The 21,602-nt window shown below is 46.9% G+C and carries 19 protein-coding genes; 12 read left to right on the top strand and 7 right to left on the bottom strand.

Features of this window, described 5'->3' with window-relative positions:
* Positions 1-109 precede the first annotated feature (109 nt).
* Entirely contained in the window at positions 110-781 is a 672-nt protein-coding gene (locus GPL15_RS08415; RefSeq protein ID WP_215697920.1) for an HAD family hydrolase, read from the top strand.
* 231 nt (positions 782-1,012) lie between these two features.
* On the opposite strand, the gene GPL15_RS08410 is transcribed toward GPL15_RS08415, so the two are convergent.
* The gene (locus GPL15_RS08410) at positions 1,013-1,438 is read right to left on the bottom strand and encodes a C-GCAxxG-C-C family protein (protein WP_215697918.1); all 426 of its coding nucleotides are present in this window, start codon (positions 1,436-1,438) and stop codon (positions 1,013-1,015) included.
* A 102-nt stretch (positions 1,439-1,540) separates the two neighbouring features.
* On the bottom strand, positions 1,541-2,224 hold the full coding sequence (locus GPL15_RS08405) for a GGDEF domain-containing protein (RefSeq protein WP_215697916.1): 684 nt from the start codon (positions 2,222-2,224) through the stop codon (positions 1,541-1,543).
* A 243-nt stretch (positions 2,225-2,467) separates the two neighbouring features.
* Here GPL15_RS08405 and GPL15_RS08400 point away from each other — a divergent pair, with 243 nt between their 5' ends.
* From GPL15_RS08400 to GPL15_RS08390, 3 genes are read left to right on the top strand one after another with little or no spacing between them, the layout of a single operon-like run.
* The gene (locus GPL15_RS08400; protein WP_215697914.1) at positions 2,468-3,202 is read left to right on the top strand and encodes a basic amino acid ABC transporter substrate-binding protein; all 735 of its coding nucleotides are present in this window, start codon (positions 2,468-2,470) and stop codon (positions 3,200-3,202) included.
* A 26-nt stretch (positions 3,203-3,228) separates the two neighbouring features.
* Positions 3,229-3,921: an amino acid ABC transporter permease gene (locus GPL15_RS08395; RefSeq protein ID WP_215697911.1), complete on the top strand. Its 693-nt coding sequence runs from the start codon at positions 3,229-3,231 to the stop codon at positions 3,919-3,921.
* Between the two features lies 1 nt (position 3,922).
* A complete protein-coding gene (locus tag GPL15_RS08390; RefSeq protein WP_215697949.1) occupies positions 3,923-4,657 on the top strand; it encodes an amino acid ABC transporter ATP-binding protein in 735 nt (244 codons plus the stop codon).
* Between the two features lie 35 nt (positions 4,658-4,692).
* Here the strand turns inward: GPL15_RS08390 and GPL15_RS08385 are convergent, their stop codons facing one another.
* Positions 4,693-4,932, bottom strand: a complete 240-nt coding sequence (locus GPL15_RS08385; RefSeq protein WP_215697910.1) for a hypothetical protein — start codon at positions 4,930-4,932, stop codon at positions 4,693-4,695.
* 44 nt (positions 4,933-4,976) lie between these two features.
* On the opposite strand from GPL15_RS08385, the gene GPL15_RS08380 reads away from it, so the two are divergent.
* The 4 genes from GPL15_RS08380 (at position 4,977) to ftsH (ending at position 8,784) form a co-directional block, all read left to right on the top strand.
* On the top strand, positions 4,977-5,618 hold the full coding sequence (locus tag GPL15_RS08380; protein WP_215697908.1) for a GyrI-like domain-containing protein: 642 nt from the start codon (positions 4,977-4,979) through the stop codon (positions 5,616-5,618).
* A 25-nt stretch (positions 5,619-5,643) separates the two neighbouring features.
* Positions 5,644-6,330, top strand: a complete 687-nt coding sequence (gene mtnN, locus GPL15_RS08375) for a 5'-methylthioadenosine/S-adenosylhomocysteine nucleosidase (RefSeq protein ID WP_215697906.1) — start codon at positions 5,644-5,646, stop codon at positions 6,328-6,330.
* Positions 6,331-6,428: 98 nt separating this feature from the next.
* Entirely contained in the window at positions 6,429-6,962 is a 534-nt protein-coding gene (bilS, locus tag GPL15_RS08370) for a flavodoxin family protein BilS (protein ID WP_215697904.1), read from the top strand.
* Complete coding sequence (ftsH, locus tag GPL15_RS08365; protein WP_215697902.1) at positions 6,946-8,784, top strand: ATP-dependent zinc metalloprotease FtsH; 1,839 nt, start codon at positions 6,946-6,948, stop codon at positions 8,782-8,784. The genes bilS and ftsH overlap by 17 nt, the downstream gene beginning before the upstream one ends.
* Before the next feature lie 583 nt (positions 8,785-9,367).
* On the opposite strand, the gene GPL15_RS08360 is transcribed toward ftsH, so the two are convergent.
* Positions 9,368-9,853: a hypothetical protein gene (locus tag GPL15_RS08360; RefSeq protein WP_215697900.1), complete on the bottom strand. Its 486-nt coding sequence runs from the start codon at positions 9,851-9,853 to the stop codon at positions 9,368-9,370.
* A 284-nt stretch (positions 9,854-10,137) separates the two neighbouring features.
* Between GPL15_RS08360 and GPL15_RS08355 the strand changes: the two genes are divergently transcribed.
* The 3 genes from GPL15_RS08355 to GPL15_RS08345 all read left to right on the top strand — a co-directional run bounded on the left by GPL15_RS08355 (position 10,138) and on the right by GPL15_RS08345 (position 17,342).
* A complete protein-coding gene (locus tag GPL15_RS08355; RefSeq protein ID WP_215697898.1) occupies positions 10,138-11,670 on the top strand; it encodes a serine hydrolase domain-containing protein in 1,533 nt (510 codons plus the stop codon).
* A gap of 177 nt (positions 11,671-11,847) precedes the next feature.
* A complete protein-coding gene (locus GPL15_RS08350; protein WP_215697896.1) occupies positions 11,848-13,929 on the top strand; it encodes a sigma 54-interacting transcriptional regulator in 2,082 nt (693 codons plus the stop codon).
* Positions 13,930-14,006: 77 nt separating this feature from the next.
* Positions 14,007-17,342 carry a CocE/NonD family hydrolase gene (locus tag GPL15_RS08345; RefSeq protein ID WP_215697894.1) on the top strand — a complete coding sequence of 1,112 codons (3,336 nt, stop codon included), beginning with the start codon at positions 14,007-14,009 and terminating at the stop codon, positions 17,340-17,342.
* Positions 17,343-17,484: 142 nt separating this feature from the next.
* Here GPL15_RS08345 and GPL15_RS08340 read toward each other — a convergent pair whose 3' ends face one another.
* The 3 genes from GPL15_RS08340 to GPL15_RS08335 form a co-directional block, all read right to left on the bottom strand.
* The gene (locus GPL15_RS08340; RefSeq protein ID WP_215697892.1) at positions 17,485-18,519 is read right to left on the bottom strand and encodes an Rpn family recombination-promoting nuclease/putative transposase; all 1,035 of its coding nucleotides are present in this window, start codon (positions 18,517-18,519) and stop codon (positions 17,485-17,487) included.
* A 438-nt stretch (positions 18,520-18,957) separates the two neighbouring features.
* Entirely contained in the window at positions 18,958-19,089 is a 132-nt protein-coding gene (locus GPL15_RS27700) for a hypothetical protein (RefSeq protein ID WP_275950468.1), read from the bottom strand.
* 18 nt (positions 19,090-19,107) lie between these two features.
* Complete coding sequence (locus GPL15_RS08335; protein ID WP_215697890.1) at positions 19,108-19,929, bottom strand: alpha/beta hydrolase family protein; 822 nt, start codon at positions 19,927-19,929, stop codon at positions 19,108-19,110.
* Between the two features lie 337 nt (positions 19,930-20,266).
* Here GPL15_RS08335 and GPL15_RS08330 point away from each other — a divergent pair, with 337 nt between their 5' ends.
* A complete protein-coding gene (locus GPL15_RS08330; protein WP_215697888.1) occupies positions 20,267-21,502 on the top strand; it encodes a hypothetical protein in 1,236 nt (411 codons plus the stop codon).
* Positions 21,503-21,602 lie beyond the last annotated feature (100 nt).

Below are 21,602 nucleotides of genomic sequence, written 5' to 3'. Positions count from 1 at the left end.
GGGGAGCAGCCGGCGGCCATTGTGATGGAAATGGTCCAAAACCACATGCATGCAGCCCTGTCAAAAGAGGAATAAACTGCCGATACCACAGGCGGAATGAGAGGGAAACATGTATCAGTGTTGTATATTTGATTTGGACGGTACGTTGATTAATTCTATTTATGCATTGACGAAAACCATTAATCTGACCCTGGCCGAGTACGGATATGGTCCGGTTGACGATGAACATACGAAGGTTTTTGTCGGAGACGGATATAAGAAATTTGTGGAGAGGGCATTCGTTTACTGCGGAGATGAAGAACTGATTCATTATGAAAAAGCTCTTGAAACTTATAACAGATATTTTAAAGAAAACTGCCTGTACCGGATTGACGCCTATGACGGCATCCGGGAACTGCTGGAATTTCTGAAGGCAAACGGCGTGAAAATAGCGGTGTTATCCAATAAAGCCCATGAAAGAACCATTGAAAATATTGAAACCGTGTTTGGAAAAGGGTATTTTGACGTGATTTCCGGAGAAAAAGAGGGAGTGAACCGGAAACCCGACCCGGCCGGAGTATATGCGGTTTTGGATGAATTAGGGCTGAAACCGGAACAGGGGCTGTATCTGGGCGACACCAGTACGGATATGAAAACCGGGCTGGCGGCCGGTATGGATACGGCCGGTGTGACATGGGGATTCCGCAGCAGAGAGGAACTGGAGGAATATCATCCTAAGTATATCGTGGATGATCCGAGGGAAGTAATTGATATTATAAAGAAATCACAGACGGGAATTTGAATTCTCAGCGTATCTGCAAAGCGCAAAATTTGCATATCGCAAAATTTGCGTATCGTAATATTAGTGTATCGCAAAATTAGTGTATCGCAATATTTACGCGAAAGGCGCTCTATTATTAAAAATAACATGGAAAAAGACCTGCATATTTCGGAACCGCTTAGTTCTGAAGATGCAGGTCTTTGATGTACTTCCCGTTTGCGGCATTTAAAATAGCCTGAATTATAATGAAGGCTATTCGTTAAACAGCCGTTCTGCAATAATTTTTACCGCGTCTGCGATGCAGTCATTACAGGGACGGAGCGGTTGCTGTGTATCCAGCCCTTTTAACTCCCGGCAGACCAGGCTTTTGTTCTGTTCTTTAAATGCGTCCATACAGGCTTTAGAAGCCCTATAAGAATCCGCCTTGGAATTGGGGGCTTCCAGATTACAGGTACTCAGTTTCAGGCCGGATAAAATAGCTGCGGCAGAAATGGCTCCGCAGGTTCCGTCCGTACTTCCCATACCCAGCCCCAATCCTTCTGTTATTCTGAAAACCGCCCCTTCATCCAGATCAACCAGATCACAAAAGGAGCAGGCCACAGACTGGGCGCAGTTATATCCTTTATTATGTTTGTCCAAAGCAAGGGCAACCCTTGAATTGATAGAATCTTTTGTCATAACACGATCCTCCGTTTCGCTGTTATCAGATATGACCGTAAGTAAAAAATGTCGGCCATCATACTGCGATGGAATTTATGATAACACCGGGAATGGAAAATGTCAATTTAAGGTGCCGCGTAAATTGCTTCCATCTAAGGTGCTACATAAATTGCTTCCATAGATAACAGCCTGGTTTTTTCCGGCCTTCTTCGCTTCGTACAGAGCGATATCCGCGCGTTCGTAAAGACGGTCGAAGTCGCTTCCGTCCCTTGGGGCCAGCGCGATTCCGATGCTGAATGTTACGTGTTTCCATTGGGGGACCTGGCTGAGGGAAGAGGAAACGGCATTGGTAATCCTGGAAACTTTTGTTTTCACATTTGAAATCGTTTTGATATGGGGCAGGTAGATGACAAACTCATCGCCGCCCAGGCGTCCGATAATGTCCGTGCTTCTGATGTTGGATTTAAGAACTTCTGATATGTGGGAAAGCAGTTGATCTCCGCATGGATGTCCATAGGTATCGTTTACCTGTTTAAAACAGTCCAGGTCAATGAGAACAAATGCGTCCAGAATCCGGTTGTCCTGTCTGTGGAGCTGCCCTATTGTTTTATGTTTAAGGCGGTGCTGGATTTTTATCCGCAGTGATCTGCGGTCATACAGCCCGGTCAGGTCATCGAAACGGAATATCCGGTTTTGGATTGAAAACCACTCCACGATTAAAACATAGGACAGAAGGGGTATGGTAATCAGAATAATCAGTGCAATCGCAGCAGCAATGGTAATCGGATGGTTGAAAAAAGACATAAGTACCTCCTGCAGGCGAGTTAATTCTCATAGTATACCACAGGCGGTTCCTTTTTTATAGGAAAAGAGGTCGCCAAATTCTGACAAAAGACGGGAAAAATGAAAGAAACACGGGTGTGAATGAAGTTCCCACTTGATTAATTTAAAAAATACTATATAATGTATACGAGATAGTATTAATAATTATGCATTTGTTCTGTATATTAAGGAAGAGAACGGATGAGAGCAAGAGGAGGATATGTTATGAAAAAGAAGATTTTTGTTTTAGCTATGGCAGTGTGTATGGCAGCATCCCTGGCCGCCTGCGGAAAGAAAAATGATAAGCTGATTATGGCAACCAATGCGGAGTTCCCGCCGTATGAATACCATGAAGGGGACCAGATTGTGGGTATCGATGTGGAGATTGCAAAGGCCATCGCTACAGAGATGGGCAAAGAATTTGAAATTTCCGATATGGCGTTTGATTCCATTATTCCGGCTGTACAGTCCGGCAAGGCGTCATTTGGCGCGGCAGGAATGACAGTTACCCCGGAACGTCAGGAAAATGTTGATTTCTCCGACCCATATGCAAAAGCTACCCAGGTTATCATCGTGCAGGAAGGCAGCGAAGTGACAGGGCCTGCTGATTTAACCGGCAAGAAGATCGGTGTTCAGCTTGGAACAACCGGTGACTTATACGCCAGCGATGAGTTCGGCGATGATGCCGTAGACCGTTACAATAAAGGGTTTGAAGCTGTTCAGGCGCTTCAGCAGGGAAAAGTTGACGCGGTTATCATTGACGGCGAGCCTGCAAAAGTATTCGTAAGCGAGAATGAAGGGCTTGCGATTCTGGATGAAGCATATACGGAAGAAGAATATGCCATCGCGGTGAAAAAAGGCAATAAAGAGCTGGTGGACGGAATTAACGCGGCGATTGCCAAATTGAAAGAATCCGGTGAACTGCAGAAGATCGTAGACAAATATATCACAGCCGATTAATAAATATCAGATAAAGGAAGATTACCATGTGGGAAAATTTTAAACGGGCATTCTATCTCAATTTCATAGAAAAAGAGCGTTGGAGATACATTACCGACGGTTTACGGGTCACATTGACGGTTACATTTTTTGCGGTCCTGATCGGTATTGTGCTGGGCTTTCTGGTTGCCATGATCCGCTCTACGTATGAGAAAACCGGAAAGCTGAAAATTCTCAATGCGCTCTGCAGCGTCTACCTGACCATTATCCGTGGAACGCCGGTTGTTGTACAGCTCCTCATCATTTATTTTGTTATTTTCGGCAGTGTGGATATTAACAAAGTTGTGGCGGCGGTGCTGGCATTCGGCATCAACTCGGGGGCTTATGTGGCGGAGATATTCCGCAGCGGAATCATGTCCATCGATGCCGGCCAGTTTGAGGCGGGGAGAAGCCTTGGTTTTAATTATTCACAGACCATGTGGTATATTATCATGCCTCAGGCATTTAAGAACGTACTGCCCACTTTGGGTAATGAGTTCATCGTACTTTTAAAGGAAACTTCGGTAGCTGGTTACATCGCCCTCCAGGATCTTACAAAGGGAGGAGATATTATCAGAAGCCGTACTTACAATGCATTTTTGCCGTTGATGGCCGTCGCGATCATCTATCTGGTGATGGTAATGGTATTCAGCTACTTTGTAAAATGTCTGGAGAGGAGGCTGAGAAAGAGTGAGCGTTAGTATGGAAAAACCTTTAATCCAGGTAAAAGATCTGGGAAAGAGCTTTGGAAATATAGATGTCCTCAAGGGCATTTCCGTGGATATCCGCCAGGGCGACGTGGTGTTCGTCGTGGGGCCTTCCGGCTCGGGAAAGAGCACATTTCTCCGCTGTTTAAACCGTTTGGAAGAACCGACTTCCGGCCACATTTTTTTCGAAGGAGTGGACATTACCGACCCTAAGACGGACATTGACAAACACCGCCAGCGCATGGGCATGGTGTTCCAGCAGTTCAACCTGTTTCCGCATATGACCATTATGAAGAATCTGACCCTGGCCCCCATGAAGCTTCAGGGCGTGTCCCAAAAGGACGCGGAGGAAACGGCTGTCCGGCTTTTGGAACGAGTGGGCCTGTCCGACAGGGCTGAGGCCTATCCCAACCAGTTGTCCGGCGGGCAGAAACAGCGTATCGCCATTGTCCGCGCCCTCTGCATGAAACCGGATGTGATGCTGTTTGACGAACCGACGTCGGCTTTGGATCCGGAAATGGTAGGCGAAGTTTTAAGCGTTATGAGGGATCTGGCGGAAGAGAAGATGACCATGGTCGTGGTTACCCATGAAATGGGATTTGCCAGGGAGGTTGCGACCAGGGTGATGTTTATGGATGAGGGATATTTTATGGAAGAGAATAATCCGAAAGACTTCTTTGAACATCCGCAGAATGAACGGTTGAAGGGATTTTTGAGTAAGGTGTTGTAGGGATATATTGATATAGGGATATATTGATATAGGGATCAGGAACGGGCTTGAGAGGCGGCGGGAATCTGGAAGGGATGGAGCTGAGGGATCATGGCGGTTCCTGATTTTTTTATGGGGGATTTTTGGAAGATGACAGGGGGATGTCGTGATTTGTGTGGTATCCTTGTTTTAAAGTAAAGCGCTAAGGCATTTTGCGAAATGGCTTCGGGGTTAAAGTAAAGTGTGAAGGCATTTTGCAAAATGGCTTCGGGGTTTAAAGTAAAACGTGAAGCCATTTTCGAAAATGCCTTCACGCTTAATTTCAGAAAGAAGGATAAGTATGGCAGCCTATGATTACAAAAAGGAGTACAAGCACCTATATTCCCCCAAAACCCAGCCCTCCATCGTTCAGGTAGAGCCCGCAAAATTTGTGGCAGTGAGAGGAATGGGAAATCCCAACGACGAAAATGGCACTTATAAACAAGCGGTGGGCATTCTGTATGCGCTCTCCTACACAATCCGCATGAGCAGCAAAAGAGGTCATGCCATCGAAGGCTTTTTTGAATATACAGTTCCTCCCCTGGAAGGCCTCTGGTGGATGGAAAATGAAGCCGAAACGATTGATTACAGCAACAAAGAAGGCTTTTGCTGGATTGCCATGATCCGTCTCCCTGAATTTGTGACGGAGGAAGTGTTTAACTGGGCGAAAGAAGAGGCGGCCCGGAAAAAGAAACTTGATACCGGCTGTGCGGAGCTGTTTCTGTTGGATGAAGGGTTGTGCGTCCAGTGCATGCATTTGGGAAGTTATGATGATGAGCCGGAGACTGTTGCGTCCATGGACAGGTTTTTAGAAGAAAATGGGTACAGAAATGATTTCTCTGAGAGCCGGAGGCATCATGAGATCTATTTAAATGATCCCAGGAGGACAGCGCCGGAAAAACTGAAAACGGTGATCCGTCATCCGGCGGCAAAAAAAATTTGATAGGGCGAAAGGAGCAGTGGTTTTCATGAAAAAGATAGGGATATTATGTGCCAGCGATACAGAACTGGCGCCATTTTTAAGATATATTCATTCTCCTCAAATTACGGAAAAAGCCATGTTGAAATTTTATTCCGGAAGTATTGGACAACTTGAGATTGTAGCGGTATACAGCGGCGTTTGCAAAGTGAACGCCGCTATTGCTGTCCAGTTACTGATTGATATTTTTAATGTGGACGGCATTATCAATGCCGGCACCGCAGGGGGCATGGACGAAAATGTCCGGCTTTTTGATACCGTAATATCAGAACGGATGGTTTATCATGATGTGGCCGAAGATATTTTAACAGAATTCCATCCATGGCTGAAAAATAATTATTTTGAAGCCGGCCGGGAAATGCTGGCTGCTGCCAGGAGGTATAGTCAGCAAACAGCATACCCTGTATTATTTGGAATGATGGCTACAGGCGAACAATTTATTGAAGATGAAAAAAGAAATGAAATCAATCAAAAGTACGCACCGCTTTCCGTTGACATGGAGACTGCCGGAGCTGCGCACGTGTGTTATGTTAATCATGTTCCTTTCCTGAGCGTCAGGACAATAACGGACACAGCTGCACATAAAGGGATAGAGAATTTTGAACGGAACTGTGAAATTGCGTCTGAACGGTCGGCTGAAATTGTGATTGGCATACTTGAAATTTTAGAAATCTAAAAAGATTCTAAAGAGTGGTAAAGAATTCCTGTAAAGCCTTGATCTATGTGGAAAATAGGTATATCTTTGATTATATATCCTGAAAAGGAGGGATTATCATGGATTATCTGGTTGTTTATGCCAGCAGGACGGGCAATACGGAAAAAATAGCTATGGAGATATTTGAAACTCTTCCGGGTAAGTCAAAGGACATCCAGAAGATCGAAGAATATGATCATGATGAGGCTGATGTGTATTTTGTTGGCTTTTGGAATAACAGAGGGACATGCAGCAGTGAGGTCATGGAGTTTTTGGGAACCCTTCACGGAAAACAAATTGCATTATTTGGCACTTGTGGAATGGGGCAGGATTCGGAATACTATAAGAGAACAGCCAATCAGGTGGCAGCTTTTATACCGGACGACAGCATTTATCTGGGAAGCTTTCTGTGCCCGGGCAAGATGCCGCCCAGCGTGTTGGAAAAGTACCGGAAGATGAGACGGGTATCCGATACGCCGCAGATCCGGACAATGATTAAAAATTATGAAGAGGCCATGCTTCATCCGGATCATGAAGACTTGATGAATGCGAAAACATTTGTAAATGAGATATTGCAGAAGAAGGGGAGTTATGAGTATGGGAATACAAGATGATAAAAAACCTGTCAGGCCGAAAAAGCCATGGATCTATTATTACACAATCGTTATGATTGTAACGCTGCTGCTGAATCTTTTAGTGGTGCCCTGGGCTGCGGAACGTTCCGTGGTACAGGTTGGATATAACGAGTTTTTGAAAATGGTCAACGACAAGGAGATTCTCTGGGTTGTGCGCGGAGATGACCAGATCACGTTCGGGGCTGAGAATGATAAGGGCAAGGAAATTACTTATAAAACCGGCGCATGGCCGGATTCTGACCTGGTTGACCGGCTGATGGATTCAGGGGTTAACTTTTACCAGGAGATTCCCCAGAAGGCTTCTCCATTTTTGAGTTTTATCATGACATGGATCATGCCGATTCTGATGTTTGTGATCATAGGGCAGCTGATGGGGCGGATGCTTCAGAAGCGGATGGGCGGAAACAACGCTATGACATTCGGAAAGTCCAATGCAAAAATCTATGCGGAATCGGAAACAGGAAAGACCTTTTCTGATGTGGCGGGAGAAGAAGAGGCCAAAGAAGCATTGAAAGAGATTGTGGATTTCCTTCACAATCCCCAAAAATATGCGGATATCGGAGCGGTTCTGCCAAAAGGCGCCCTGCTTGTAGGGCCTCCCGGCACAGGTAAGACACTGCTGGCAAAAGCGGTGGCTGGAGAGGCAAAAGTGCCGTTTTTCTCCATTTCCGGTTCGGAGTTTGTGGAGATGTTTGTAGGTATGGGAGCTGCTAAAGTCCGGGATTTGTTCAAACAGGCCAATGAAAAGGCGCCTTGTATCGTGTTTATCGATGAGATCGATACGATCGGTAAAAAGCGTGACGGGGCAGGAATGAGCGGCAATGACGAGAGAGAACAGACTTTAAACCAGCTTCTGACTGAGATGGACGGATTTGACGGGCGAAAGGGCGTGGTGATTTTAGCCGCTACCAACAGGCCGGAATCCCTTGATAAGGCGCTGTTAAGACCCGGACGTTTTGACAGAAGGATACCGGTGGAACTTCCTGACTTAAAAGGCAGGGAGGCGATTCTGCGGGTTCACGGAAAAGATGTGAAAATGTCGGATGACGTAAACTATAATGCGGTAGCCAGGGCCACGTCGGGAGCCAGCGGAGCGGAGCTGGCCAATATCGTCAATGAGGCAGCTTTAAGAGCTGTCAGAATGGGCCGCAGGGTGGTAAACCAGTCGGATTTGGAAGAAAGCGTGGAAACGGTAATCGCTGGATACCAGAGAAAAGACGCGGTGGTATCGGAAGACGAGAAGAGGATTGTGGCTTACCATGAGGTAGGGCATGCGCTGGTCGCAGCCTGCCAGACCCATTCCGCTCCGGTTCATAAAATCACCATTATACCGAGAACTTCAGGAGCGTTGGGATATACGATGCAGGTAGAGGCCGGAGAACGGTTCCTAATGAGCAAAACGGAAGCCCTCAATAAAATTGCCACATTTACAGGCGGACGGGCGGCGGAAGAGCTGATCTTCCATTCCATAACAACTGGGGCGTCCAATGATATTGAACAGGCCACTAAACTGGCAAGGGCGATGATTACCAGATACGGCATGAGCGACCAGTTCGGAATGGTGGCATTGGAAACCGTGAGCAACCAGTATCTGGGCGGCGATGCATCCCTGGCCTGCTCTCCGGAAACTTCCAGGATCATTGACGAGGAAGTGGTGAGGATTGTGAAGGAGCAGTATGAGAAGGCCATGGAGATTCTGAAGGAGAATGCAGCTAAGTTAAATGAACTGGCCGGGTATCTGCTGGAACAGGAAACGCTGACTGGGGAGGAATTTATGGAGATTTTAAACCGGCAGGGATAAAGCGGATAATGCTTTTTGAATGATTGGCGGAAGTGATGCCGGGGTATAAGGGACGCGGTGCGGACGTGGAAAACCGAAGGCGGGTTTCCACGTCCCGCTGCCGGCAGTCCTAAATCCCCGGGGGCTGCCGGTAACCGGACGGAATCCGGCGCTCCCCGGAGAGACAGAAGCACGGGGCACGTTAGAGGCGTAAACTCTGTACACAAACCGGTATTTATTTAGATAAATTCTTTTACAGAGTTTTTTATTTTTTCTTTAATATCTTGCTTTTCCAAAATATCATTTAATATTTTTTCATATTTATCAGGGTTTTCACCTGCATTTTTTATCCTATTTATCATCCATACTGTATGCAATGTCGGTCTGCGAATAACGGAAGTTATCAGTAAATCTTCATATCCCTTTTTATAAAATTGTTCTACATAATGAACAATAGCACCGGGAATACCAAACTGGCATTTCCTCCGTCAACTTCCGATTCGTCAAGTACGTCTTATCCGCTTGAGACGGCTCGCCGCCCTTATCAATAAGGCGAAATTAAACCGTTCGATAAGCGGGAGTTTCTCCTGCTGAATAAGCTCATTTATTCTGTATCAAACAAACATAAGCACAATTCTTGTGTAATCTTAATGGGCTTTTTTTCTGTAATTTCATATAGCTCGTGTATTATATCAGGAATTCCATCATGAAACTGTATTTGACAGCTTGCATGATAACCCTTCCAGGCATTAGCAATTGGCTGTGTTTTAAATTCCGAGAAAAAGCATAACACGGTTACCTTACATCTTATTATAGAATCCGGCTCAATTACCCCATTGTTGATCCGCATAATTGCATTGTACTCTTGTCCAGCAGGAATATCAGCATCGGCGAAACCGTGTATAAAATAAAGACAATTTTCAGCGTGCAGATATTTTCGGAAATTATCAACCAATAAAGGGTCAACATGATACTGTGTACTGTTCGCTTCTATTTCAGGAATCAGTATATCGCGCGAAAAGCCTGGATGGAATCGTGCCCAAAGGTTCAGTTTGCAGTTCTGGATTTTTGAATTATCGTGAGATAACATATATTTTCCTTTCAGAGTCAATGCGTTTTATTCCAAGGGTATACAAATTCCGATTTATAGAGATATTATACAGCAGTCCAATCCCCCCTGGCAATTAAAGCCTGCAATTGCTTATTTTTCCCTTGTGTCTGTTGGGTGTTATAGTTCTGCGGGCTTCCTGCCGGCTGTGCAGGCCTGCTTTTCAAGATTTTGCGAAGTGTTTTCATCGGAAATTCCTATCTCAAAAACCTGGCTCCTTTCTTGCTATATATTCATTAATACATAGATGCAATGGAGGGAAGAACATGAACAGTATGATGCTGGAACAAGGAACTATGCCCACGGCCACTCCCGAATCTCAAGGTGTTCCGTCCTGGGCTGTTTCTAATTTCCTGAAACGGATGAAACAGGAGGAATTGGAACTTCACAGTATCCAAATTCTCAGAAATGGGAAGTTGATTGCCGATGCGGTTGCGGCCCCGTATACGAAAGACAGTTTTCACCGGATCTTTTCAGCAGCCAAAGGCGTGGTGGCTACGGGGATGCTGTTTGCGATTCAGGAAGGCTATTATAAGCTTCACGATTTGGTGGTGCCCAGGCTGCCGAAAGAATGGATCCCAGAAGATTTGGACGAGCGGTGGAACAGGCTTACCATCTACCATCTTCTGACCATGAACACCGGACACGACTGCGACACCCTTTTTAAAATGTGGGGAAAGAGCGACTGCTGGATCAAGACATTTTTTGAGGTGCGCCCGGCCTATGAGCCGGGGACCTATTTCCGCTACGATATGGGGGCCCAGTATGTGATGAATGAGCTGATACGGCTGGCCACCGGGCAAAATCTGGGCGAATATTTGACGCCGCGGGTGTTTGAACCATTGGGAATCGGATATACCAACAACTTTACGGAGCCTGAAAAACTGTTCTTTTCTTCCACGATCCAGTTTCATCCGGACGGATTGACAAAACTGGCCCAGTTCTACCTTCAGAAAGGTTCCTGGGAGGGAAAACAGCTTTTGAGAGAAGATCTGGCGGTTATGGCGGGCATGCACCATTCCCCAAGCCATCACTACAATGATACCAATTCCGGGCAGCCGGATTCCAATTCAGGCTATGGATTCCATATGTGGAGAAACCGGGCGGGCGGTTTCCGTTTGTCCGGCGGACAGGGACAGTTCGGCATCGTTTTGCCGGATCAGAATATGGCTGTGGGAATTATGGCAACAGAGCATAATAACCGCCGCATCCTGGACGTATTTTTTGAAGAGATATTCCCCCATCTTTACCTGATGCCCAGACAGGAAGATCCCGAAGCTTATGAAGTGATGACAAAGATGTGCAAAGAGCTGAACCTGGCTCCAGAGACGGGAACATTTGATGATACGGCGGCATCAGCGGTGCATAGGATCAGATATCAGTTGGAGGAAAATGAGACGGGCCAGCAAGAGATCGGATTTGAATTTTTGGACGGCGAAGTGCGGATTCACTCTGTTTGGAGGGGCAAAGAGACGGAGTTTCGCTGCGGCATGGATGGCCGCTGGATCAAAAATCCGGGCGCAGGCTATCTGCTCAATAAAAATGATCCGGATCACATTGCGGATTTGGACCGAATTTTTTATTATGATCCATGGGAGACCATGCTGAGCGGCGGTTGGAAAAGCCCGGATACATTTGTATTCACCCTGCGGAGCGAGTCCCTGCTCTGCGGCTATACTTATAAATGCCGTTTCCGGGGAGATGAAATCGAGATACTCATACCGGATCATGCGGTTGTGGCCAGAAAAGAGGCCGATAAAACGGTAATGCATAAAATCACCGGCGCCAGAATCCGGTAAAGGAAAGGTGAAACATTTATTTCGAATGAGAAATGAGTGTTTCACCTTTTGTGCTGTTTTCAGGAAAAATACTGCAATATGAAATGGATGATAGATTTCACATTTGATTGACAGTGAAAAAAAACATGTTTATGATTGAACTAATAAATCAAAAGAGGGGAACGGGGCGAGGGGCAGATGACAAAAATATTATATATGCTGACGGAGGACTATCTGGAAGAACCAGTTTATAAATTAGCTGAGGAAATAGGCGTAGAAGTGATCCTTTTCCACATTTCCAGGGATGCGTCCGATGAAGAAATGAAAGCTTACATCAGCCAGTGGGAAGATATGGGCGTGGATATCATTCTGTGCAGGGGAAGCTGGTCCAGCAGGCTCAGCGGAATGGCAAAACGCGCCTATGTTATGCCTCTGAAATTTTCATTTGAAACAACCATTGCAATTCTCTGCGGATACAGGAAGGAAAATCCTGGATTTTTCGGGGCGGAACGGAGAAAAGTGCTGCTCATATCCAGTTATAAACTGCCCTTGAATATGGAAATTCTGGATGAATTGTTCAATGCGGAATTTACAAATGTGTGTTTCAGAAGCCGTGATGTGGATGAGGAGATGATCGAACTTGCCAGAGGCTTTGACCTGGTGATCTGCGGAAATAAGCACAATGCGGCGATGAGGAGGCTGGGAATCAATTCTTATTATCAGGTGATATCTGAGAACCAGACCCTGCATGATAATTTTGTGATGGCGGATATTCTGGCCCAGTCCAGAAAACAGCTTCAGGAGAAAAATGACGAGATTCGGAATATATTGGACAACAGTTTTAACGCGGTCATTTCCATGGACCGGGAGGGAATTATACGGCAGGGAAACGGACAGTTGAAGCGGTACTTTAAGCGTGATCTGAATGACATTATCGGAAAGAGCATTTATGAGTTCATTCCCAGCCTGGAGCCCGGTTTGGTGCAGAAAGTGGTGGACACGGCCACTGGATTTTATGGGGAACTGGTGGAATTTGACAACCGGATTCTGGTTATGAACAGCTTTCCCGTTTATTCAAAGGGTACGGTCAGCGGCGCAGCCCTTCATTTTGAAGAGCTGAGACAGATTGAGCGGGTGGAACAGAAGATCAAGGCGGAATTTTACAACAAAGGACTGGTGGCGAAATACAGCTTTGACGATATCATCGGCCAGTCCCAGAGCATGGAACAGGCCAAATCCTATGCCAGGGAGTTTGCCAAACACAGTTCCAATGTGCTGATCTATGGGGAAAGCGGGACGGGAAAGGAACTGTTTGCCCAGAGCATCCATAACCAGAGTTCCAGGAAAAACGGGCCCTTTGTGGCGGTAAACTGCGGCGCCCTGCCCAATAACCTGCTGGAGAGCGAGCTGTTCGGATATGTGGGCGGTGCATTTACCGGGGCGTCTAAGAACGGAAAGAAGGGCTTGATGGAGCTGGCCCATAAGGGTACCATTTTCCTGGATGAAATATCGGAAATGGATCTCATGGGGCAGGTCAGGCTTTTAAGGGTATTGGAGGAACGGGTGATTTCCAGAATCGGGGATGACCGGGTGATTCCGGTGGACGTTCGAATTGTGGCCGCATCCAATAAGAATTTGAAAAAGCTGGTGGAAGAGGGAAAATTCCGGGTGGATTTGTATTACCGATTGAATGTGCTGATGTTAAAAATTCCGCCTCTCAGGGAGCGGGAGGGGGATATAGAGATCTTGACGGACCGTTTTATCCAGCATTTTGGGGAGCTGAACAAGAAGCAGATCGAGGTGAGCCGGGAGGCGATGGATGTGATGGTCCACTATCCCTGGAGGGGAAATGTGAGGCAGCTTCGGAATTTCTGCGAACGCCTGGTCATCATTTCCAATAAACGGACTGTAGAAAGGGGATTTGTGATACAGCAGTTAAATGACAGCTACTTTGAAGTGATCGGTTCTGATCTGGAACAGGCAGACAGCAGCGGGAGCAGTCACACGGATACAGCCAAACGCAAAGAAGAGGGACTGGAAACCGGAAGCCGGAAAGAAAAGGGCCGGGAACCTGTCCGGAGGGAACAAACGGACGGTGAGGAAAGAGAAAAACGGCGGACTTTGCTTGCGAAAGCCGGAGACAGCGAAGAAAAACAGCGCCTTTTAGAAGCCCTGAACCAGGCGAAAGGAAGGCGGGATGTGGCGGCCGAACTGATGGGGATCAGCAAAACCAGCTTGTGGAGGCGGATGAAGAAATTTGGGATCGAAGAACGGTATTGAGAATAAAAAAATTGGAACGTTTCTTGCTTATAAAAATAACAGGGAAAGACTAAATGAAATGAAAAGGGGGACCTGTTATGCAAAGAAATACGTTGCCGGGCCAATACTCAGGATTTGGAGAACCCATTTATCCATCCTATCAGAAATTTTCCTTATATGTTCCCGGTTTTGACAATACCAGACTGGCTGTGGACGTCATCCGTCCTGTTGAGGAAGACGGTACGCCGGCGCCGGGGCCATTTCCGGCGATTCTGCTGATTTCGAGAGGCGGGAGATATGGAGATATTACGGATGCCAGCGGGCCGGATATCATCCACCACTGCGTTCCTTACGGATATGTGGGAGTGGTGGCGGAAATGCGGGGCTGCGGCGCATCCTATGGCACTAATGACAGCTTTTGCAGCATCGACAACCGCCAGGATGTTACCTGCATTTTAAACTGGATTGAAGCCCAGGAATGGAGCGACGGAAAGGTGGCTGCCTACGGGGGATCCAACCGGGGGCTGATCCAGTTCGCCTCGGCTGTGGCGAAACCGGCTCCGGGAAAGGCGCTGAAAGCTATCACCCCCGTGGTTGCCAATCCGGATTTTTATTACCAGGATTACCCTAACGGGGTTTCGGCTCTTCCAAGAAGAAAAAATCAGTCGGGAAGCCATGTGCCGAAAGAGAAATTATCGAAAGAAGAACTGTTAAAGACCGTGGTTCCGGTGGATGAGGATTCGGACGGAACTATGGCCTATGAGGCGTATGAGACGGGGCAGTATGGAAAAAACCATGCGTTTATGGGCTGGCTTTTGTTAGAAGACATGTGCCGGGATGATTCAAATCCCAATCTGGGCGGGGAACAGACCAATCTTACCATTCCGCCGGACACGGATTTGGAGGTGTTCAAAAACAGCGGGATCAAAGTGCACCAGTTTGCGGGTTTCATAGAATCGGGGGCATTTGGGCAGCTTATGGCGGCAAAAGAATGGGGCGGCAGCATTATCATAGGGCCCTGGGACCACCGGGAGAGCAGGCGGGGGACCAAAGGATTTCCGGAAGGGGAGTTCGACTTTAAAGCGGAACATTTAAAATGGTTTGACGCGGTGTTAAAGGGAAAAGACAACGGATATTTCCAGAAACCGCCTTTCATCTACTACACCCAGCAGGCGAAGCCGGGGGAGCACTGGAGGTGCAGCGATACCTGGCCTTTGGAAACGGTCCGGCCCATGACCCTTTACTTGTCTGGAAAGAAATCGGATACCGTAAATTCCGTCAATGACGGCAGTCTGGTTCAGAAAAAGCCGGAGGAAACTTCATTTGCACAGTACCGGGTGGATCCATCCATCCAGGTGTTTGACGATGGAGAAGGCAGCACCATGGACCGGATGCATTTGACCTGGGATGGGGATATGACGGAAGGGGTGGACAAAAAAGGGCTGACTTTCACCAGCGCCCCCCTCTTTAAAATGTATGAGAATGAAATGACAGGCGTAACCAGCGTGGATCTGTGGGTGACATGCACCCAGAACGACGCGGATTTCATCGTCTATCTGGAAGAAGTGCTGGCAGACGGTACGTCGAAATATGTGTCATTTGGCTGCCAGAGGGCGTCCCACAGAACCAGCCTGCCGAGAAAGGCCTGGAATGAGTGCGGAGCTCATTATCATCCCTGTATGCGGGCAGATATGGAGGCCTGTTTGGAGGAAGGCATGGATCAGCCGGTGCATCTGCAGTTTCACATTGAGCCGGTTTCCTATGTATTCCAAAAGGGCAGCCGGATCAGAATCACCGTCACCTGCGCCAACAGCCAGTGTTTCCAGCACAACATGTATGACCCGGCAAATCTGCCTGAAATCAGGCTGTGCCAGGGTGGGGAACTGGCTTCATTTGTGCGGATACCATTTGTGGAGCACACGGAAAATGTTTACAATGGCATTGTGAAGATGGGAGAAGAGGAAGGTCCGGGTTCGCTGTACTTTTTTAAGAACCATACGTACCTTTACTGCGGAGGCATTTGGCACAAATTCCAGTCGGATTCGCCTGAAATGGAATATAAGATGAAGGACGGGGCCGCTTATTTTAAAGCCGGATTCACGTTCCGTCAGGAGGGGTATCCGGTTATGGACGGCATTCTCCAGGATTACCGGGGAGGAGACAAGGCGGTTTCTCTGTTTCCGGCCAAACGCAGCCTGTTTTTGGACCGGGTACCGGTAAGCCCCAGGGAAGAAGTCCTGTATGTCCCGGATTCCAAAACTTTGTATATGGAAGTGTTCCGCTCTTTCGACGGCAGTGAAAATGCGCCCTGCATTGTATACATACACGGATACAGCGCAACTCCGTCCATGATACGCCCCCAGGTCATGGAATTCACCCAAAATGGCTACACGGTGATAGGAATCGATCTGCGGCCTTATCCGCCCAACTGTTTCCCGGATTACATTTACGATATCAAGGCGAATATCCGTTACATCCGGGCTCATGCACAGGAGCTGGGGATCGATCCGGACCGGATCGGGTGTTACGGGCAGTCTTTGGGCGGAAATTCAGCTCTCATGCTGGCCGCCGCCGGTTCGGTTCCGGAACTGGAAGGAAATGTGGCCGGAAATGAAGGCATTTCCAGCCGGGTACAGGCGGCGGCAGTGGGATTTGGCTGGTCGGACCTGCTCTATATGGGAAAGGACCTGCTGGACGAATACTCCCATGCCGGAGAAGAGGTAAAGCTTCAGAAGTTTAAAAATACGGACGGCCCATTTTCCCCCCTGGCCCAGGTGATCGGATTTGCCGGTGAAGGAAAAGGGGTGAAGGTGCTCAGGGATTATCTGGAGAGCGGTAAAGAGGGTTCTGACCCTGAGATGGACGAAATGCTGAGACGCGCCAGAGGCGCCAGCCCGGTCAATTATATCGGCCCGGACTGTCCGCCCATGGTTTTATACGCCGGCCTGGGTATGACCCGGGTGGATATTCCCAACCGTCAGACTTACCGGACTTTCGAGACGTGCAACCGCTACGGCGCGGACTGTTTTATGTTCAGCAATACCAATGGCGAATATGGGATGAAGCCGGAGATCACAAATGCAATAAGGTTCTTTTTCGACCGGAATCTGAAAAATGGCCCGGTGGTAAAAAAGAGCGTGATGGTTCCGGGAAGTTTTGATATTGTGGAAGACTACAAAGACCGTAAAATGGATTATGCTCCGGCAGTGAAAGACGGCCAGGGCAGGATACTGGTTTCATCGGAATATGTGAAAGAAAGATTTCAAATAGAAATTTCCGGTGAAACGGAAATTAACGGAAAGAGGTATTTCACGCCGGATAAGCTGGCCGGGACGGACATCGGTATGGAGTATTATCCTGATAAGGATATGGCTGTGCTGGCGCCTGTGAGCGCGCTCCAGGAAAAGAAGGTGCCTAGCAGGGAAGGGGTATAAAAAGGAAGAAATTTTTGCTTTTTGCGGGAGTTACGCAGAAAAGTGGACCGGGGAACCGTCAGGAGGCCAAAATCGGAAGGCCCCTTCCCCGGTCCGCTTTTCTGCTGGTGGTTTAATATTAAGTTTCAGAGGACATAAAACTTTATACTTTTTCTTTGGATAACAGGTGTTCAAATTCATCAATAGTTTTTGCATCGCCAGCCAGTAGTAGCCAGTTCATTAAAACATTCATATCCTTCTCGCCTTCAATCCGTAAAGTTAGTTCTTCTGGAAGTTCACCAAGTTTCTGTAAAAACTTAATTAAGCATGCCCGCGTTCCTTCCAGCCTTCCTTCTTCACGGCTCAGCCTTCTGGTTTCCTGAACATCATAAGCTTCAAAACTATCAAACAACATACTGATCCGCCTTTCTTTAATCATATCAGTAAATTCAGCTACTTCGTCTTTTGGCACATTAAGCCGGTGCAGAAATGCCGCCACAATTGTGCTGATCAGTTTCAGCAGATAATCCGGAGTATGAGTTTCCAAATGTTCGAAATACTCGGGCGGAATTCCATCCAGATTCTTAAAATCTTCTGAATTACGCAGTTTGTTAATCAGCATGATCAGAGACAATTCATCGCCGAAATTAATGATATCTTTATTGGTGTAATCGTGCAGCCGTACCACTTCATATACAAAATCAGGGATATAATCTTTAAATACATCCGCAAGATAAATCCGCTCGGAAAACCTCTTTGCCGCCGTCCAAATGCCGGTTCCTTCGTAATACACAATGGGCAGAATCGGCGGGTACTTAAAATCTCTGGTTTTTGTTACCCCCTCCGAAAGCTTCTCCATCTCTTTTTCATAATCGTTCCAGATCATCACCATATAACGAAGGAGTTTCATACACATCTCAAATGATACCGAGGATTGATGTTCGATCAGAGCAATAAAATACAGCATGCTCCCATCTCTGAGTTCAATCCTATTCACTGTATCAGAATTGCGTTCTTCATCCCACAGGGACACGAATCGTTCGGAGATATTCGTAATCTGGTCTGGAGAAATATCTTTTAAAATATCCAGATTTACGTAATCCCGAAGAAATTCGGCGCATAAAATAGGATCTTCGAACACCGCCTTGGCTCCCTGGTCGTGGATTTCCCTGATTGTACTGTTTTTCTTTTCTTTCATATCCTTTTCCTTTCATTTTGGAGGATAAGATATAAAAGAAATATTTCTGGTATATTCATTATACCAGAAGCAGGGAGAACAATACAATTAAATTTCTTTCATATCTTATCAAATTTACGGTATCTAAAGACTCTTTTATTTCATAAATAAAATGGGAATTACGGCAGGATTCTGCCTATTGATTCCAGACGGAATTAGAATAAACGTCCGAGAATATGTACAGTAAGTATAGCAATTGATAGAAGAAAAAACAACCATTTTTTGCTTTAAGTTAGCGTCACGCTCAATGTTAAATTTGTCTACAATTCTCAAAATTGTTTTTAATTTCTTGTTTATGAGAAAACCAGCAGAAAAGCAGGGAGGGCGGGGACGAAGTCCGGGGACCGGAACGAGGGAAACAAACCATACAGGGTTCGTGTGGAAACCGTTTAGTTGAACTTAGGCTTTCATCATCAAAGAAGGCGGACAGAAACTGAAAACCGAATCAGTTTCTGAGATGCCCCTGAACGGTGAAGTCATGAGGAGTTTGCCGTTCAGGGGCATCGGACTACCCTCCCCGCTTTTCTGCATAACTTTCTCCTTAAAACCTCAATTTCCCAACGGATTTTCCACCTCAAACAATTCATCCAAAGTCAGCTTCAATATTTTGTTGGCGAAGTAATAATCATGAATGCCCGGCTGTGTAATAAACTTATTTTTAAGCCCCAGACTGTCCAGATATTCGTGGAATTCTGTGCACAGCGGCAGGCCGTAATCCTCGGTTCCGCAGGCGGTGAAGATCATAGGCGGCTCGGTGCTGGAGTGGGAAAGCTGTTCGGCCAGCCAGATCAGGTCATTTTCGCTTCCCCTCACCTCATCTTTGGGGCCGAAGGCCGCGTCGATTACGTTGAAGCTGGCTTTGATGCCCCGCTGTTCCGCCAGTTCCCGCATTTTAACCTGGTCTTTGGCCCCTGAGACGGACATGACCGCGGCGAATTTTTCAGGGCAGCGCAGAGCGGCTTTCATAGCTCCGTGGGCGCCCATGGAAAAGCCCATGATGAAATTGTCTTTTCTCAATGGGGAGGAAGGAAAAAGGGTCTGGACGAGCCTTGGAATCTCTTCGGTCAGATAGGTGAAATAGGGCCGTCCGTATTTCATATCGCAGTAAAATGTCTCCGGCGCGTCGATGGACACGGACATCATATTTTTCTCATTTAAAAATAATTCCAGCTGTGTGTTCCTGTACCAGGTTGTGGAATCTCCGGTTCCTCCGTGGCAGAGATAGAGGGTGGGAAACTTCCGTCCCGGTTTGTAGATTTCATCCAGGCTTTTTCCCCGGAGAGGCCCTCTGCTGATATCGGGAAGGGTGACGGTAATTCTGGTTGCGCAGTTTAAGACTGCTGAGTAAAAATCATAATTGATCAGTCCCATGATAAACCTCCTTTGATTGGCCATTGTTTAATTTCTATTCATCTCTATCCTGTAGTTAAAGCAAATCTGGTGCCAATAATGGTAACAGTTAAAACTTCACTGAGCTGCCGCCAATAACTGCCCTTATCACCCGGCGATACGGTGAAAAATACAATTGTTGGCACCAGATTTGCTTAATTATATAATGAAATACAATTTTTCTGTAATAGTTCAGGAGGCGGGAAAAACGGTGAAGAAGATCAGCCGTTCTGAACAGTTATATTTTTCGTGATAAGTCCATGTCTGCGCTGCTGTCATGGGCTTAGGTGAAGTCAGCGGCGCAGAAACGGAGTAGCAGATGAATCAATTAATCGGGACAAAAGATATAAAATCACCTTATACAGGACGTAATTACTGCTTTACACAGAAAATGATGATCGTTTCGCCGGGCGGCAGAAAAGTGATGCTGAACCAGTACACCCACAATCTGAGCCGCCAGACTGTGGAGGATGACGGGGATATTTATATGGCCCTGCCTGATCTCGTTAAGATCTTCAGCCCGGAATGGAAACTGTCCGGTTCCGGCACGGTACAGTGCAGCGGTATAATAATGCGGTTTGAGGCCAATTACCGGAATGTGGAATGCGGAGAAAAGATGATTATGCTGAAGCGGGTTCCATTTGAAAAGGATGAATGGCTTTATGTTCCGGTGGCGGAAACCATGGAAAAGATATTCGGAAGATATGTGTTCCGCATCGGAAAATACATTGGGATCTGTGACCGGGAAGAGGACAGCGCATTGAAATTCGACGGCCCGTCCAGTCAGGATTTTACAGAACACAGGCTCGATTTCCGGTTTAATAAGACCATTGGCGATATCTATGACACCGTATGGATGCCGGAAGCAAAACGGCTCAACGTGTACCGCATGTATATTCCGTCCTCTTATGACGGAACCAAGCCATTTAAACTGCTGCTCTGCCTCCATGGAGGCAATGGGAATTCGGATACGGTGTTCATCAGGAGCGGCCAGAAACTCCAGTATTATGCGGAAAAATTCGGTTACATCCTGCTGGCCCCCAATTCCTTTGTTCACGGAAGCAATTACGGAGGGGTGATCCCGCCTGTCCACATGTTTCCGGAGCCGGAAGAAAAGACGGAGCACCCCCAGTTCTATTCTGCCGAAGTGGTGCGGGAAAACAGGGTCGCCCAGAATTATTTGAAACAGGTTTTGGATCTGGTACTTGAAAAATGGAATATTGACAGGTATCATATATTTGTAATGGGCAATTCCATGGGAAGCGTGGGCACCTTCCATGTGCTTTCCCAGTGGCCCAGGCTGTTTCGGGCGGGAGTTCCCACGGGAACCATGCCGCTCACCGAATATCTGGATGTGGAAACACTGAAACAGAGCCCCATTTATTTTCTGGTGGGAACTGAGGATTCCAATGATCCGGCGGACATGAGACGGCGGTATCTGGAACTGAAGGAACAAGGGTTGGATATCCGGTTTCAGATGATCGGCGGAGGATACCACTCCGACGCCTGGGTGCAGGAATTGGAAAGCATTTTTGCATTCTTTGAGGAACTTTGATAGAATGAAGGAGTTCAGAATGCAGGAGTTCAGAATGCAGGAGTTTAGAATACAGGATTTAGAATGTAGGTTTAGAAAGCAGAATTTATAAAGTAGGGCT

It is taken from the genome of Clostridium sp. MCC353 (genome assembly GCF_018785315.1).
GTDB lineage: Bacteria > Bacillota > Clostridia > Lachnospirales > Lachnospiraceae > CHH4-2.
Note: the sequence above shows the minus strand (reverse complement) of the source record. Positions and strands in the feature narration are given on the sequence as shown.